Annotated in this window: 10 protein-coding genes and 1 riboswitch; of the genes, 7 read left to right on the top strand and 3 right to left on the bottom strand. The window is 60.6% G+C overall.

Annotation, left to right across the window (positions count from 1 at the left end):
* Positions 1–167 precede the first annotated feature (167 nt).
* From BINDI_RS06845 to ilvC, 3 genes are all read left to right on the top strand, one after another.
* Positions 168–1,466 carry an adenylosuccinate synthase gene (locus tag BINDI_RS06845; RefSeq protein WP_033491070.1) on the top strand — a complete coding sequence of 433 codons (1,299 nt, stop codon included), beginning with the start codon at positions 168–170 and terminating at the stop codon, positions 1,464–1,466.
* Between the two features lie 91 nt (positions 1,467–1,557).
* Complete coding sequence (locus BINDI_RS06840; protein WP_052108994.1) at positions 1,558–2,568, top strand: FAD:protein FMN transferase; 1,011 nt, start codon at positions 1,558–1,560, stop codon at positions 2,566–2,568.
* 271 nt (positions 2,569–2,839) lie between these two features.
* Positions 2,840–3,943 (top strand): ketol-acid reductoisomerase, encoded by a 1,104-nt coding sequence (ilvC, locus tag BINDI_RS06835; RefSeq protein ID WP_258323591.1) that lies wholly within the window; start codon positions 2,840–2,842, stop codon positions 3,941–3,943.
* Positions 3,944–4,065: 122 nt separating this feature from the next.
* Here the strand turns inward: ilvC and BINDI_RS06830 are convergent, their stop codons facing one another.
* The 3 genes from BINDI_RS06830 to BINDI_RS06820 form a co-directional block, all read right to left on the bottom strand.
* Positions 4,066–5,538: an amino acid permease gene (locus BINDI_RS06830; RefSeq protein ID WP_033491073.1), complete on the bottom strand. Its 1,473-nt coding sequence runs from the start codon at positions 5,536–5,538 to the stop codon at positions 4,066–4,068.
* Positions 5,539–5,810: 272 nt separating this feature from the next.
* On the bottom strand, positions 5,811–7,325 hold the full coding sequence (locus BINDI_RS06825; protein ID WP_033491074.1) for an amino acid permease: 1,515 nt from the start codon (positions 7,323–7,325) through the stop codon (positions 5,811–5,813).
* A 104-nt stretch (positions 7,326–7,429) separates the two neighbouring features.
* Positions 7,430–7,607, bottom strand: a riboswitch (Lysine riboswitch).
* A gap of 85 nt (positions 7,608–7,692) precedes the next feature.
* A complete protein-coding gene (locus BINDI_RS06820) occupies positions 7,693–9,183 on the bottom strand; it encodes an amino acid permease (protein ID WP_033491075.1) in 1,491 nt (496 codons plus the stop codon).
* A 305-nt stretch (positions 9,184–9,488) separates the two neighbouring features.
* Between BINDI_RS06820 and BINDI_RS06815 the strand changes: the two genes are divergently transcribed.
* From BINDI_RS06815 to BINDI_RS06800, 4 genes are all read left to right on the top strand, one after another.
* Complete coding sequence (locus BINDI_RS06815) at positions 9,489–11,012, top strand: amino acid permease (protein WP_237742943.1); 1,524 nt, start codon at positions 9,489–9,491, stop codon at positions 11,010–11,012.
* 232 nt (positions 11,013–11,244) lie between these two features.
* On the top strand, positions 11,245–12,963 hold the full coding sequence (locus tag BINDI_RS06810) for an FTR1 family iron permease (protein ID WP_033491076.1): 1,719 nt from the start codon (positions 11,245–11,247) through the stop codon (positions 12,961–12,963).
* Positions 12,964–13,044: 81 nt separating this feature from the next.
* Positions 13,045–13,683 carry an iron transporter gene (locus BINDI_RS06805; RefSeq protein WP_033491077.1) on the top strand — a complete coding sequence of 213 codons (639 nt, stop codon included), beginning with the start codon at positions 13,045–13,047 and terminating at the stop codon, positions 13,681–13,683.
* 183 nt (positions 13,684–13,866) lie between these two features.
* Complete coding sequence (locus tag BINDI_RS06800) at positions 13,867–15,141, top strand: Fe-S-containing protein (protein WP_033491078.1); 1,275 nt, start codon at positions 13,867–13,869, stop codon at positions 15,139–15,141.
* Positions 15,142–15,145 lie beyond the last annotated feature (4 nt).

Raw genomic sequence — 15,145 nt, 5'->3', positions numbered from 1 at the left:
GGGAGACACCCGTCCCACTGTTGCACTCAGGGTTGTGACCCTTGATGAATTTCCCTGTGGGGCCAGGCTTTGACACTGTCCGGTCAGCTCCATACGTCGGGATAGGCTCGTGTGTGGATGGTCCGCCCTTGCTCCTGAGGGAGGCCGCTGGAAAAGGAGCGTGTCGTATGCCTGGAATCGTGATTGTCGGAGCCCAGTGGGGTGACGAGGGCAAAGGCAAGGCAACGGATCTCATTGGCGAACGCATGGACTATGTCGCCAGGTTCAACGGCGGCAACAACGCTGGTCACACCGTGGTCGTGGGTGATCAGGAGTATGACCTCCACCTCCTCCCCTCCGGTATCATCCACCCTTCCATCACGCCGGTCATCGGCAACGGGGTGGTCGTGGATCCCAAGGCCCTCTTCGAGGAGGTTGACGGGCTGGAATCGCGTGGAGTGGACTGCAGCCGCCTTCGTGTCAGCGAGTCCGCCCATGTCATCGCCCCCTATGACCGTACTTTGGACAAGGTGACCGAGCGATTCCTGGGCAAACGCAGAATCGGCACCACCGGTCGCGGCATAGGCCCGACCTATGCCGACAAGATCAACCGTGTGGGCATTCGCGTACATGACCTCTTCAATCCGGACCACCTGCGCGACAAGGTCGAGGCCAGCCTCCACCAGAAGAACCAGATGCTGGTCAAGCTCTACAACCGGCGGGCCATCGATATCGATGCCACCGTGGATGAGCTGAGCGGGTACGCTGAACGCCTGCGTCCTTACGTGGCCAATACCTCGCTGATCCTCAACAAGGCCCTGGATGAGGGTAGGAACGTGCTGTTCGAGGGTGGGCAGGCCACCATGCTGGATGTGGACCATGGCACCTATCCCTTCGTCACCTCTTCCAACTGCACGGCCGGGGGCGCCTGCACCGGCACCGGTGTCGGTCCCACCAGGATCGACCGGGTGGTCGGTGTGGCCAAGGCCTATGTGACCCGTGTGGGCGAGGGTCCCTTCCCCACCGAACTCGACAATGAACAGGGCGAGTGGCTGCGTAGGCAGGGTCACGAGTTCGGGGTCACCACTGGCCGCCCGCGCCGCTGCGGCTGGTTCGATGCCCTGGTCTCCCGCTATGCGGTTCAGATCAACGGTTTGACTGACATCGTGCTGACCAAGCTGGATGTCCTCTCCGGTCTGGAGACCATTCCCGTCTGCGTCGGATATGACGTGACCCGGGCCGATGGCTCTCGGGTCCGTGTCGACGAGATGCCCACCGACCAGGCCGAGTTCCAGTCCGCGCAGCCGGTCTATGAGGAGCTTCCGGGTTGGCGGGAGGATATTTCCGGAGCCCGCAGCTTCGATGACTTCCCCACCAGGGCCAAGGACTATGTCCGCCATCTTGAGGACCTTTCCGGTTGCCGCATCTCGGCTATCGGTTCGGGTCCCGGTCGCGACCAGATCGTACAGATTCACTCCCTGTGCTGACATGACGCCGGGATACGGCAGGTCGCCGGAGTCCGCAGATTGCGGAGGGGGTTGCGGGATGCACCCGAGTCCAGGAACGGGACCTGCCTCCATGCCCTATTCGACAGCCTTTCCCGAAGCGCTGGGAACCGGCATCATCATCAATACCTCCAAGCCGGTCGGGTCTGAGCTCCGTGCCGGACTGGGGCGGCTGATTGACACCTATGAATCATCCCTGTCCAGGTTTCGGGATGATTCCATCCTGGCGGACATGGCCCGAGCGAAGCGGGGCGGCAATTTCCGGTTCCCCGAATACTGCCAGGGCCTGTTCGACCTCTACGATTGCCTGTACCTCGCCACGGGGGGTGCTCTGGACCCGGCTGTTGGAGCTGATCTTGCGCGGTTGGGATATGGAAGGGATATGACCTTCCGCTTGAGCGCTGATGCGGTCGACCATCTCGGGCGAATCAAGGGCAGGTCCACCTGGGGGGATGATGTTGAGCGCGATGGTGTGATTCTGCGGACCAGGGGGCCGGTTCAGCTGGACTTTGGAGCCCTGGGCAAGGGGTACCTGGTGGACCTCCTGGCTGATGTGCTCAACCGGACCGACGATGCCGAAGGTGTGGGAGACTACCTGATTGATGCCGGGGGTGATATGCGTATCCAGGCCCCTGGAGCGGTCTCCATTGCCATGGAGGATCCCGATGACCTGACCAGGGCGGTCGGAGTCATCAGGATGACAACCGGTTCTCTTGGCGCCTCGGCCCCCAGCAGGCGGAAATGGACCGTCCCCCGAGGGGGCGATGAGGAGGAGGGGCTGATGGCCCTCCACCATATCCTCAACGCTGTCGATGGTATGCCTGTCCGCCGTGTCAAGGCCACCTGGGTGGTGGTGGGGCAGGAGGACCGTTCGGGGAATCAAGGTCAGGAACTGGGCGACCCCCGGGATAATCGCCTGGCGAAACTGTATCCGACCGCGCTGGCGGACGGTTTATCCACGGCCCTCTTCCTGGTTGGACCCAATGGTCTGGCTGAACGGTTCCCTTTTGCCTGTGCCGGGCTCGATGATTCCCGTCATGCCGTGGTTTCCAAAGGATTCCCAGGCGCATTTTTCGTGGGGTGAGCTGCGGCTAGGGATGTACTCATGCCAGTGGGTAAACCGATTCCGGCGCTTCGTGCGGGCGTGAGCGGTTTCCGTTCCGCATTTGATAGTCGATATTTATCGATGTCCAAACAATGAGTCGCATGGTGCTCGCCCGGCCACGCCGCGAGTAAGGTGGACGCAAAAGATGTATTAGTCGGTTGACCCTGGCGAAGGACAAAATCCGGAGTCGGAGCCAATGAGCAATGTCCGCTGAATAAGAACTAATCAAGTAGTCAAGTAATGTTTCGCGATCCCTGGCCGCAATGGGTGGACCAGAAGGACCGTTTATAAAGGAGTAAAGCTAATGGCAGCACAGATCTGGTATGAGAAGGATGGGGATCTCTCGGTTCTGGAAGGCAAGAAGGTGGCCATCATCGGCTACGGTTCTCAGGGACATGCTCACGCGCTGAACCTGCGCGACTCCGGCGTCGACGTGGTTGTGGGCCTGCGTGCCAACTCCAAGTCGGTTGAGTTCGCCAAGGAGCAGGGTCTGGAAGTGAAGACCGTGGCGGATGCCACCAAGGAAGCCGACATCATCATGATCCTGGCCCCTGATCAGTACCAGCGCACCATCTGGAGCGAGGAGATCGAGCCCAACATCAAGGAAGGTGCGGCCGTCGGCTTCGCGCACGGGTTCAACATCCACTACGGGTATATCAAGCCCACCGCCGACCATCCCGTCTTCATGGTCGCCCCCAAGGGCCCGGGCCACATCGTCCGTCGCGAGTACGTGGCCGGCCGTGGCGTGCCGGTGGTGGTGGCCGTGGAGCAGGATCCCCGCGGTGACGGCTGGGATATCACCCTGGCCTATGCCAAGGCCATGGGCGCCCTGCGTGCAGGTGCCATCAAGACCACCTTCAAGGAGGAGACCGAGACCGATCTCTTCGGTGAGCAGGATGTGCTCATGGGTGGCGTCAACCACCTGGTCGAGACCGGTTTCGAGGTGCTGACCGAGGCCGGATACCAGCCTGAAATCGCCTACTTCGAGGTCTGCCACGAATTGAAGATGCTGGTCGATCTGATGAACGAGGGTGGCCTGAACAAGGCACGTTGGTCCTGCTCCGACACCGCCCAGTATGGTGACTTCACCTCGACAGTGGTCGACGAGTCCACCAAGGACCGCATGCGGTACCAGCTCAAGCGCATCCAGGACGGCTCCTTCGCCAAGGAGTTCATTGACGACCAGGATGCCGGGGCACCCAAGTTCAAGGAGCTGCAGGAGAAGTTCTCCCACGAGAAGATCGAGGAGGTCGGTCCCAAGCTGCGCGCCATGTTCTCCTGGAACAAGGACGTCAAGGATGCCGACGAGGCCCAGTCCTTCACCGGCAAGATCGCCCGTTCCCAGGTTCAGTGATCCTGCGGGCCTGAGGGCCCCGAATCACGACCGGACAGGAACCGCCCCACGAATGAGCTTCTGCTCAACGTGGGGCGGTTCCATTTGCGGAAGGCGCGCTCGCGACCCTGAGCAGGAGGGGGTCAGTCGGCGGATCCGGCCCCTGAAAGGTCCATGTCCGCCAGCTTGACGATTTTGGTGTGGTTGATGAACTTGTAGCCCAGGTAGAGCGCAAGGACCAGAACCACACTGAAGTAGGTCATGCCCAGGTGCGACCAGTCCAGGCTGGCCATGGAGGGGATGTCCTGCCCGGCAATGACGACCAGGCAGAGCACCATTGCCAGGATGGGACCCAGAGGGTAGAGCTTGGAGTGGTACTTGAGCTCGCTCAAATCATGCCCTTGCAGTTTGAATGCCCGGCGGAAGCGGTAGTGGCTCAGGGCTATGCCGATCCAGGCGATGAATCCGGTCAGGCCCGTTGCCGTCACCAGCCACATATAGAAGGTCTGCCCGAAGATGCTGGAGGCGAAGGTGGCCAGGGACATGCAGACGGTGGCCACAAGGGCGGCCATGGGAATGCCCCGCCTGGTGGTCCTGGCGAAGATCTTGGGGGCGTAGTGGTCCTTGGCCAGTCCGTAGAGCATGCGGCTTGAGGCGTAGGCGCCCGTGTTGACGGCCGAGAGGATGGAGGTCAGGACCACGGCGTTCATGATGCTGGCTGCCGAGGCGAGTCCTGCTCGTTGGAAGACCAGGGTGAAGGGTGACATGGCGATGTTGCCTTCTGATGCTCCGAGGAGGTGGGGGCTGGTGTAGGGGATCAGGGCCGCGATGACGAAGATGGAGAGGATATAGAAGAGGAGAATCCGCCAGAACACCTCGTTTATGGCCTTGGGAACAGCCTTGCCGGGGTCCTCCGATTCGCCGGCGGTGACCCCCACCACCTCGGTGCCTTGGAAAGAGTATCCGGCTATCAGGAAGACGCCCATGATCGCGGGGAAGCCGCCCACGAAGGGGGCATCCTTGTAGGTGAAGTTGTGCAGGCCCACAGCAGGCTGGAACATGATGCCGAGAATCATGGCGAAGCCGATGACCAGGAAGACGATGATGGTGGCGACCTTGATCAGGGAGAGCCAGAATTCCGTCTCCCCGAAGGCCGAGACGGCCAGGGCGTTGATGAGGAAGACGACGACCAGGACCAGGAGGCTCCAGATCCAGCCTGGTGTATCGGGCAGCCAGTACTGAATCAGGAGCGCGGCGGTCGAAATGTCAACAGCTCCGGAGATGGTCCAGTTCAGCCAGTAGTCCCAGCCCATGGCGAAGCCTAGGGCGGGGTCCACATACCGGGCGCTATAGGTGGCGAAGGAGCCGGAGACGGGCATGTGGGTGGCCAGTTCGCCGAGGCTGGTCATCAGGAAGTAGACCATGAGGCCCATGGCTGCGTAGGCGACCAGTCCGCCGCCTGGTCCTGCCTTGGAGATGGTGGATCCGGAGGTCATGAAGAGCCCGGTGCCGATACAGCCACCCAGGGCAATCATCGATATATGGCGGGTCTTCAGATTGCGCTTGACCATGCCCTGGGACTGTCCGGTCCCCTTGCCCTTATCATCTGAAGACATTCCGTCTCCCTTTCGGGTCTATAGGCCGCATGCCCGTAAACCGAGTGCTGATTATTCTGCGCCCACCCTTCCCGCTCGCCGTCGGGGAGGGTTCAGGCTGGTCGGATTATCCGTCTGGCCGGTCCCTGATATGGATGTCACCCGCGCCCTTCCGAATCGCTCGCCTTGTGGGCACTATGGAATCGGTGGGGATGCTGATGGGGGTGGTTGCCCCGATGATCCATCAGTCTACTAGGCAGTGTGTCCCGGTCGCTGTCGTGGGTGGTCGGGAATCAGGCCCCCGTTCGGGATTCGAACTCGGGTGAAGAGGAGGTCAGGTCCATCTGGTCCAGGGGCACAATCTTGGTGTGGTGCTTGATTTTGTATCCCAGGTAGAGCGCCAGGACCAGAGGGATGCTGATGTAGGTGACTCCGATTTCCTGCCAGTTCCATGTGACGAAGGCCTCGATGTTCTGCCCCCCGATGACCACAAGGCAGAGCACCAAGGCGAGGATGGGCCCTAGGGGGAAGAGCTTGGCGTGATATTTGAGTTCACTGACCTTGTGCCCTTGGACCACCCAGGCCCGGCGGAAGCGGTAGTGGCTCAGGGCTATGCCGATCCAGGCGATGAATCCGGTCAGACCGGAGGCCGCCACCAGCCACATGTAGATGCGCTGGCCGAAGATGCTTGAGGCGAAGGTCGCCAGGGAGACCACCGTTGTGGCAGCCAGGGCCATCAGGGGAATGCCGTGACGGGTCGTCCTGCCGAATATGCGCGGTGCATAGTGCTCGTGCGCCAGGGCATAGAGCATACGGGTCGCTGCGTATGCCCCGGAGTTGGCTGCGGAGAGCACGGAGGTCAGCACGATGGCGTTCATGATGCTGGCTGCTGAGGCGAGTCCTGCTCGTTGGAAGACCAGGGTGAAGGGTGACATGGCGATGTTGCCTTCTGATGCTCCGAGGAGGTGGGGACTGGTGTAGGGGATCAGGGCCGCGATGACGAAGATGGAGAGGATGTAGAAGAGGAGAATCCGCCAGAACACATCCCGGATGGCCTTAGGGACGGCATGGCTGGGATCTTCGGACTCGCCAGCGGTGACCCCGATCAGCTCGGTGCCCTGGAAGGAGAAGCCCGCAACCAGGAAAACGCTGAGTATGGCCGGGAATCCCCCGACGAAGGGGGCGTCCTTGTAGGTGAAGTTGTGCAGTCCTGCGGCCGGGCGGTACATGATGCCGAGAATCATGGCGAAGCCGATGACCAGGAAGACGATGACCGTAAGGACCTTGATCAGGGAGAGCCAGAACTCCGTTTCCCCGAACGTCGATACGGTGAGGGCATTGATCAGGAAGATGACCACCAGTACCAGGAGGCTCCAAACCCAGCCTGGGGTGTCCGGTAGCCAGTACTGGATCAGCAGGGCCGCGGTGGAGATGTCCACAGCCACGGTGATGGCCCAGTTCAGCCAGTAGTTCCATCCCATGGCAAATCCCAGGGCGGGGTCCACGTATTTGGCGTCGTAGGTGGCGAAGGAGCCGGAGACGGGCATGTGGGTGGCCAGTTCGCCTAGGCTGGTCATCAGGAAGTAGACCATGAGGCCCATGGCCGCGTAGGCGACCAGTCCGCCGCCTGGTCCTGCCTTGGAGATGGTGGATCCGGAGGTCATGAAGAGCCCGGTGCCGATGCAGCCACCCAGGGCAATCATGGAAACGTGCCGGGTCTTCAGGTTGCGCTGTACCTGATTCCCTTTGCCCTGTGCAGCTTTACGCTTCGTGGCCGGGCTCTCGTGCCCGCCCTTGCTGGTCGCCATAGCCTGTATCTCTCCTCGACATGGTCTGAGGGCGCCATGGCGATGGCTTCCGTATGGTTCCGCAATCGTTCCGGCGGAATCTCATGAGGCAATCAGCCTGTAACAAGGTCCATAGCGCTCCGCAGCATCAAGCTGCGACAGTCCCGGGCTTCTTCAACCCGGACCCAGCGAGCCGGTCGTGTAGGACCGGGCCGCTTCGGCCGAGCCTCCTTTCGCCGAGGGTCGTCGACACCACACTGTCTGACCTCGGTTACTGTTAGGCTCGGCACCTCTTCAGTGACTTGTGATTACAGGACAGCCTAGAGTATTTCTCTGACAAGAACCAGTCAGCCCCCTATCCAGTCTCGGATTTTGACAGGCCGATGCCTCACCTGTGTTGGTGCCGATGGGTCAGCTGGTAGGCCGCCAGGAGTATGGCCAGCCAGATGGGCCCGGCGGTGACCGCCGGTCGGTAGCTGGGCGAGAAGCACATGAGCACCACCACCAGTGCCATGAAAGCCAGGACCATCCAGGGGGTCACCCGGGCCCAGGGGAGCTTGAAATGGAGGTCTTCCAGGGCGTCTTTCCCGGTCCTGCCGGCAAGTTCGCCCGGTCCGTGCCCTTCGGCGACGGCCTTACGGAAGTGCATCTCGGTCAGCATGATGATGGCCCAGTTGAGCATTGCGGCGATGGTGGCTACGCTCATCAGGTAGTTGAAGGCGAATCGAGGCCAGAGGAAGACCACCACGACGGCCAGGGCGATGACGCAGGCCGAGGTCAGAACGCCGGCATAGGGCACCCCTCCCTTGGAGAGCCGGTCCAGATATCGTGGCGCATTGCCCTGCTTCGCCAGGGAGTAAAGCATGCGGGAGTTGGAGTAGAGGGCCGAGTTGTAGACGCTCATGACGGCCGTGAGGCAGACGAAGTTCAGGATACCGGCAGCGGCGTGGATGCCCACCGAATCGAAGATCTGCACAAAGGGGCTGATTACCATGCCCTGGGCGTTGGGTTTGCCGATGGCGTTCCACGGAACGACGGCCATGATGACGCCGAGAGTAAGGATGTAGAAGACCAGTATTCTCCATACGACGGCGTTTGTGGCCTTGGGGATGGTCTTGCGGGGGTCCGCTGTTTCTCCGGCGGTGATGCCGAGCAGCTCGGTGCCGCCGAAGCTGAACATGACCACGGCCAGGGCCATGAGAAGGCCGGTCCATTGTCCGTCGGCCCCCCGCTGCATCAGTCCATTGGGAAGGAACCCTCCACCGACGGTGAACCAGTTCGAGAAGGATGCCTTGAGACCGCCTGCCGTGGGCAGGGCCAGGATGACCACGGCCAGGCCGCCGACAATCATGGCGATGATGGCCGCGATCTTGATGATGGCGAACCAGAACTCGAACTCACCGAACTTGCTGACCCCCATCAGGTTGGTGGCCGTGATGACCACCAGGAAGAAGGCGGCGGAGACCCAGGCGGGGATGGACGGGAACCAGAAGTTGACGAAGGAACCCACCACGGAGAGCTCCACCATGGAAACCAGAACGTAGTTCAGCCAGTAGTTCCACCCGGATATGAATCCGGCCCTCTTGGACCAGTAACGGGTGGCATAGTAACTGAAAGCGCCGGATTTGGGGTCCTCCACGCTCATCTCGCTCAGCGCTCGGACGATCATGAAGATGGCCCAACCGCCAATCAGATAGGCGATGATGATGGCCGGGCCTGCCAGGGATATGGATTCTCCCGAACCATAGAAGAGTCCGGTGCCGATGGCCCCGCCCAGCGATATGAGTTGAATATGGCGGTTTTTCAGGGTTCTGCGCAGGGCTCCCTCCTGCGGGGTTGCCGGCGTATCCGTCTGCGCTGGGGGTGGGGTCTGAGTCATGTCTGGTCGCCGTTCCTTAGCTATGAAGCCATTGGTAGCCGTCAGCGTACCGGTGCTTACTGACGCGCCCACCGTATATGTCGAGGGTTGCCCCGGTCGGTGCCGTGTTTGCATAGTGGAACGGAAGGCTTGTGATTTGTGGTCATGCCGTTCACTGGTAAGCAATCGGCGCGCAACAATACCGGTATGTGTGTGCAAGGATGCGGTCCACGTTGGGCGCTCGATTCGAATGCCGGAAGTGATTCTCAACGCTGCACCTGCGGTACCGATAAGGACCGACGCGCTGATGTTCGGCGATGTGGTCGATGAAGAAGGAAGAGGAGGTGGAACCGATGGGGCAAGCCGGGAATACGCAGACCTCCGGTACCGAACAGGGTGCCGACGGATCCCGCGATACATCCAATCAGATGGAGCGTGGATTGAGCAACCGCCATGTGCAGTTCATCGCCATTGGCGGCACAATCGGAACGGGTCTCTTTCTCGGGTCGGGTAAGTCCATCGCCCTGACCGGCCCTTCGATCATCCTGGTCTATATCGGCGTGGGCCTGGTCATGTATCTGCTCATGCGGGCCATTGGCGAACTCATGTATCGCAGCCCCAACCAACACACCTTCATCGCCTTCATCACCCGCTACCTGGGCAAGGGCTGGGGGTCCTTCGCCGGTTGGTCCTACTGGATCGTGCTGATTCTGATAGGCATGTCGGAACTGACGGCCGTGGGTACGTACTTCGTGACCTTCTTCGGCACCTTCGGTATCAACCTTGAGGCCTGGCGCGGCCTGATCGAGGTCTGCTTCCTGGCGGCCATGGTCTCCGTCAACCTGATTGCCGTCAAGGTCTTCGGCGAGACCGAGTTCTGGTTCTCAATGATCAAGATCACCCTGATTCTTGCCATGATTGTCACCGCTGTGGTCATGGTCATCGTCGGATTCCGCTACCCGGCCGTGCAGATGCCCGGTCTGGACCAGGTCAGCCCCGCAGGCCATGCCGGTCTGGATAACATACTCAACGGGCTCTCCTTGGCACCAAATGGGTGGTTGGCCTTCTTCATGAGTTTCCAAATGGTCTTCTTCGCCTACGAGATGATCGAGTTCGTGGGGGTTACGGTCTCCGAGACCCAGAACCCGCGCAAGGTCCTTCCCAAGGCCATCAACCAGATCATCATCCGCGTTCTCATCTTCTACGTCGGCGCCCTGATGGCCATCATGATGATCGTGCCCTGGCGCTCCTTCAAGCCCAACGCCGACGGGACCTTCGCCTCGCCTTTCGTCATGGTCTTCAGATACGCGGGCGTGGACTGGGCGGCGGGCCTGGTCTTCTTCGTGGTTATCACGGCAGCCTGCTCCTCCCTGAATTCCCTGCTCTATTCTGCCGGGCGTAACCTGTTCCAGCTGGCGGCAGGAGGCGGATCGCCTCTCATGCGGAGCCTGTACACAATCTCCCGTCGGGGCAGGGTGCCAGCCAGGGCCATCATCCTCTCCGGCGTCCTGATCCTGCTCTCGCCAATCCTCCACGCCCTGCCCGGTTTTGAGAACACCTTCGTCCTCTTCACTTCGGCATCCAGCGCGGTCATCATCTTCATCTACATCCTGACCCTCCTGGCCCATCACAGGTATCGAGCCAGCGACGACTTCATGCCCGACGGGTTCCTCATGCCCGCCTACAAGGTGACCGGCCCCATAGCCATCATCTTCTTCCTGGTGATCTACGTCTCCCTCTTCTTTGCCCCCGATACCCGAATCCCCGCCATCTTCGGCCTATGCTGGCTGGCGGTCTTTGGCGGCATCTGCCTGTGGAAGCATCGGAACGCGGTCGGGGTCGCAGGCTGAAACCCAGGGGTGACCGGTTGGGTCGGAGCCGCGCCGACGGCCCTGCCTGGGCAGAGGACAGGAAGAGCCCTATTGGCTGGTCCCGGCGTTGCTTAGTAGGGAAACTCATAAAAATCAAGTCTGTTTTTTCAGGCTGCCGTGCACTAGATTTGCTCTTTGATACCAAGAGAGCGCGGCGGTTTGCAGACATGGCGTGATGTACGCCGGGGGACTGTTGAGGGAGGGACCTGTTATGCGTCTTAAAGCCATGGCAAAACAAGCCTTGGCAGTAACGGGTTCCCTCCTGGCCTGCCTGCTGACTGTCCTGGCCGTATCCGCTTCCGGTCTTCTTCCTGTTCACACAGCTCTTGCCGCCGACAAGGCCTCTGGCTATGACACCTGGACCGATGTGTCCACAGCCATGGCCGAGGAACTGGATTCCGGGCGTGAGGCCTACGCCCGTGGTGATAATGCGGGTGCAGCCTCGGACTTCATGGCGGCCTACAACTCTGTATATGTGGCTTCCAATTTTGTAACGGCCACGGCCTCCACATTGGGGCAGGACCGTCGTTCCAATCTGGATCAGCGGTTCCAATCCCTCCAGTCACAGGCCTATGCACCAGGCAACCAAGGGCAGATCGATCAGGATACGCAGGCCCTGAAAGCCGATTTGGCCGATGCCGCCGCCCAGCTCGATGCCAATGGTTCGCTGGCCAAGCCGAGGCAGTATGCCAAGGCCCAGGAGGAGCAGATCAAGGCGGACCGGAAACGTCTGGATGCCGCGAAGAAGCATAAAAATACAGGCAAGGGCGACAAGACCTGGACCCAGGTGGCCGGCGAGATGACCCCCATCCTGGACCAGGCCTACCGGGCCGCAGCCGATGGCAGAGGCCAGGAGGGCTCCGATCTGGTCAACAAGGCCTACTACCAGTATTACGAAAAGCTGGGCTTCGAGAAGAACGTCATGAATGCCATCAGCGGTAGCCGGGTCTCACAGGTGGAGTACCAGTTCAAGGAAACCCGTATGGCCATGGTCGGCGGGGAGTCACCGAAGAAAATCAAGGGATTGGTTGACGACCTCAAGGGAATGCTGGTCACTGATGCGGGCATCCTGGACGGAGGGGCGGCCGACAACGTCAACAAATGGACCACCTTCCTGACCTCGGCTTTCGGTCAGGCCTTCATTGTTCTCCTCCGTGAGGGTCTTGAGGCCATCCTGGTTGTGGCCGCCATCATCGCCTACCTGGTCAAGTCCGGTTACAAGAGCAAGATTCGATACATATACTGGGGCATCCTTGCCGGTCTGGCCGGGAGCGGCCTGGTGGCCATCCTCTTCACCCTCCTCTTCAACGGAAACGGTCCTGAGCAGGAGATTCTGGAAGGCGTGGTCGCCCTGGTTGCCATGGTCATGCTGCTCTATACCAGCAACTGGATGCTCTCCAAATCCTCGGTGGACTCCTGGAACAGGTACATCAAGAACAAGACCGTGGCCGCCATATCCCAGGGCAGTGTCATATCCCTGGCCCTTCTCTCCTTCCTGGCCGTCTTCAGGGAGGGAGCTGAAACGGTCATGTTCTACCAGGCCATCTTCGCCATGGCTCCCAGCGGCAGCAAGGAGATATGGACCGGATTTGCAGCTGCTGCTGTGGTGCTGGTCATCATCTTTGTCCTGATTCGGTTCACCTCGGTCAAGATACCCATCAGGCCCTTCTTCGTCATCACCAGTGCCTTGATGGCCATCATGGTGGTCATCTTCGCGGGCGGCGGTGTCCACGCCCTGATTGAGGGCGATCTGGTGCCGGCCACCTACCTGCCGGGCGTGCCGACCAGCGACTGGATAGGGCTTTATCCCTATGTGCAGTCCATCGGTGCCCAGGTCCTGGCACTGGTTGTGGTCATTGTCTTCGCCGTCATTTCGATTATCAGGAAGAACCGGAAGGAGTCGGTCCGGCAGTCCGATCAGGACGACTGAGGCCCTTGCCGCGACCTGCCCGGCACATACAAGACTCATGCCAATGAGACAGTCAGAAACCGAACGAACAAAGGAAAGAAAATGAAGAAGAGGAAATTCGCAGCCCTGGCTGCCCTGGTGCTCTCCGGAACACTGGTCCTGGCCGGTTGCGGTGGGGGCAAGAACGAGGGGGCCAAGGAAGCCCCTGCCCCCGATACAACCGCCAATTCCAAGTCGGAAGGCGACAAGGAAGACAGCAAGGGCGCAGGATTCGAAGAGATTCCGATCCCGCCCGATGATCAGCAGAAGGGACCGCTGAACATCGGTACCGTCTTCTTCCAGCCCATCGATATGGAGCCTGCCTCCATGGGTCTCAAGGCCGCGGATGCCAGCCTTCACCTGGAAGCCGATATCCATGCCCTGGCCGACAATAACCTGGGCTATGCCAAGGGTGAGTTCATTCCTGACCTGACCGTCAACTACACGATTGAGAACAAGAACGACCCCAATGACAAGCAGTCCGGCACCTTCATGCAGATGAATGCCTCGGACGGCCCTCACTACGGTGCCAACATCAAGATGGACAAGGCCGGATCCTACAAGCTGACCTACTCCATCGAGTCCCCCGAAAAGAAGGGGTGGATGCTTCACGTCGATCCCGAGACCGGGGTCAAGGACCACTTCTGGACCGAGCCCATCGTGGTCAGCTGGGATTGGGACTACACCCCTCACCAGTGGTGATATGAGGGCTGGGTCGGTCTGAGCCCCGGCAATGGGGTGCAGTTCGACCGGCCTGAAAAGCGGAAGGCGGCATACGGGCGCAGCGAGGATTGATTGGGCCCTGTATGCCGCTTCGTGCGATTAGCATGGTCGGGTGGGTGCTGGTCACCGCCATGCACAGAATGTACGTGAAAGGCAGGCAAGATGCTTGAGCAATTCGTCGCGGTCCTGCCGGGGACGCTCGGGCCGGCCCTCCTGGTCATGGTACTCAGCGTGCTACTGACCGTCGGTGAGGGGCAAGACAAGCCCCTGTCGTCCTCCTGGCGTCTGGTCGGGCTGGGTGCGGGCACCCTGGCGGCCATCGTATTTGCGGCACTCAGGGCCACCGCGGTCATCAACCGACGCAGTATGGTCAATTTCCCCACCCTGATAGCCTGCGTCATAGCCGATCTGGCTCTGATCTGGGTGGTGCTGGCAGCCGGGAGGCTGACCCGTGACTGGCATGACCACAGGGCCTCTCTGAACCTGGCCAACGGCCTGGCTACCCTTGCCATCGCCCTCAGTGTCTTCAGGGCCCTACCTGATGTGATTCTCCAACTGACGGCTTTTGTGGAGCCCAATTCTCCCGTATTCACCTCCGAAATGCTGCTTCGGGCGCTCGGTTTCGTCCTGGCCATAGCAACAGTCGTCATCGTGGCGGCCATCTTCCGATCCATGCATCGGACCTGTTCCCATAAGGCGTTTTCACTGGCTGCCCTTCTTGTGGTCGTGCTGACCCTGATTCAACATGGCACCGGGTTGCTGGCCCTGTTGCAGAACACCGGAGAGCTCATCCTGCATGGTCTCCCCTTCAGGATTATGGCCCTGCTCTATAACGCCAACCAGGCCATGGTCATCGTCCAGGTCTGTGTCTTCGTGATTCCCGCCGTAGCCTGCATGGTTGCGGGATTCCGCATGCCTGTGGAGGGGCAGACCGCATCAGTCAGCAGGCAGCACAAGGCCTTCCGTCGGCGAGCCCTGGCCTCATCCGTCTGGAGCCTGGTGGCGATGATCTTCGTTACCCTGGCCCTGACCGTGGGCACGGCACAGGCCCACAAGGTGCCTGTGCTTTCGCCGCCCGAGACCTACTCCCTGTCCAAGGAGACGGCGACCATCAAGTTCTCCCAGGTCAGCGATGGGCACCTGCACCGCTTCCAGTACAAGGCCAAGGACGGCACGGTCATGCGGTTCATCATCATCAAGAAGAACGGGGCGGCCTACGGAATCGGGCTGGATGCCTGCGAGAACTGCGGTGATGCCGGGTATTACGAAAAGGATGGCAAGATCATCTGCAAGAAGTGCGATGTGGCCATCAACCTGGCCACCATCGGCTTCAAGGGTGGATGCAATCCGATTCCATTGCCCTATACCACCGGGCACGGCAGCATCCTGATCCAGACCGCCGATCTGGATGCCCTGTCCTCACACTTCAAGAGCTGAGGAG

It is taken from the genome of Bifidobacterium [indicum] DSM 20214 = LMG 11587 (genome assembly GCF_000706765.1).
Classification (GTDB): Bacteria; Actinomycetota; Actinomycetes; order Actinomycetales; family Bifidobacteriaceae; genus Bombiscardovia; species Bombiscardovia coryneformis.
Note: the sequence above shows the minus strand (reverse complement) of the source record. Positions and strands in the feature narration are given on the sequence as shown.

Excerpts from the sequence above, each read along its gene's own strand:
- BINDI_RS06845 (WP_033491070.1), top strand. The coding sequence starts at position 168 with ATGCCTGGAATCGTGATTGTCGGAGCCCAGTGGGGTGACGAGGGCAAA.
- BINDI_RS06840 (WP_052108994.1), top strand. The coding sequence starts at position 1,558 with ATGCCCTATTCGACAGCCTTTCCCGAAGCGCTGGGAACCGGCATCATC.
- BINDI_RS06830 (WP_033491073.1), bottom strand. The coding sequence starts at position 5,538 with ATGTCTTCAGATGATAAGGGCAAGGGGACCGGACAGTCCCAGGGCATG.
- BINDI_RS06825 (WP_033491074.1), bottom strand. The coding sequence starts at position 7,325 with ATGGCGACCAGCAAGGGCGGGCACGAGAGCCCGGCCACGAAGCGTAAA.
- BINDI_RS06820 (WP_033491075.1), bottom strand. The coding sequence starts at position 9,183 with ATGACTCAGACCCCACCCCCAGCGCAGACGGATACGCCGGCAACCCCG.
- BINDI_RS06815 (WP_237742943.1), top strand. The coding sequence starts at position 9,489 with ATGAAGAAGGAAGAGGAGGTGGAACCGATGGGGCAAGCCGGGAATACG.
- BINDI_RS06810 (WP_033491076.1), top strand. The coding sequence starts at position 11,245 with ATGCGTCTTAAAGCCATGGCAAAACAAGCCTTGGCAGTAACGGGTTCC.
- BINDI_RS06805 (WP_033491077.1), top strand. The coding sequence starts at position 13,045 with ATGAAGAAGAGGAAATTCGCAGCCCTGGCTGCCCTGGTGCTCTCCGGA.
- BINDI_RS06800 (WP_033491078.1), top strand. The coding sequence starts at position 13,867 with ATGCTTGAGCAATTCGTCGCGGTCCTGCCGGGGACGCTCGGGCCGGCC.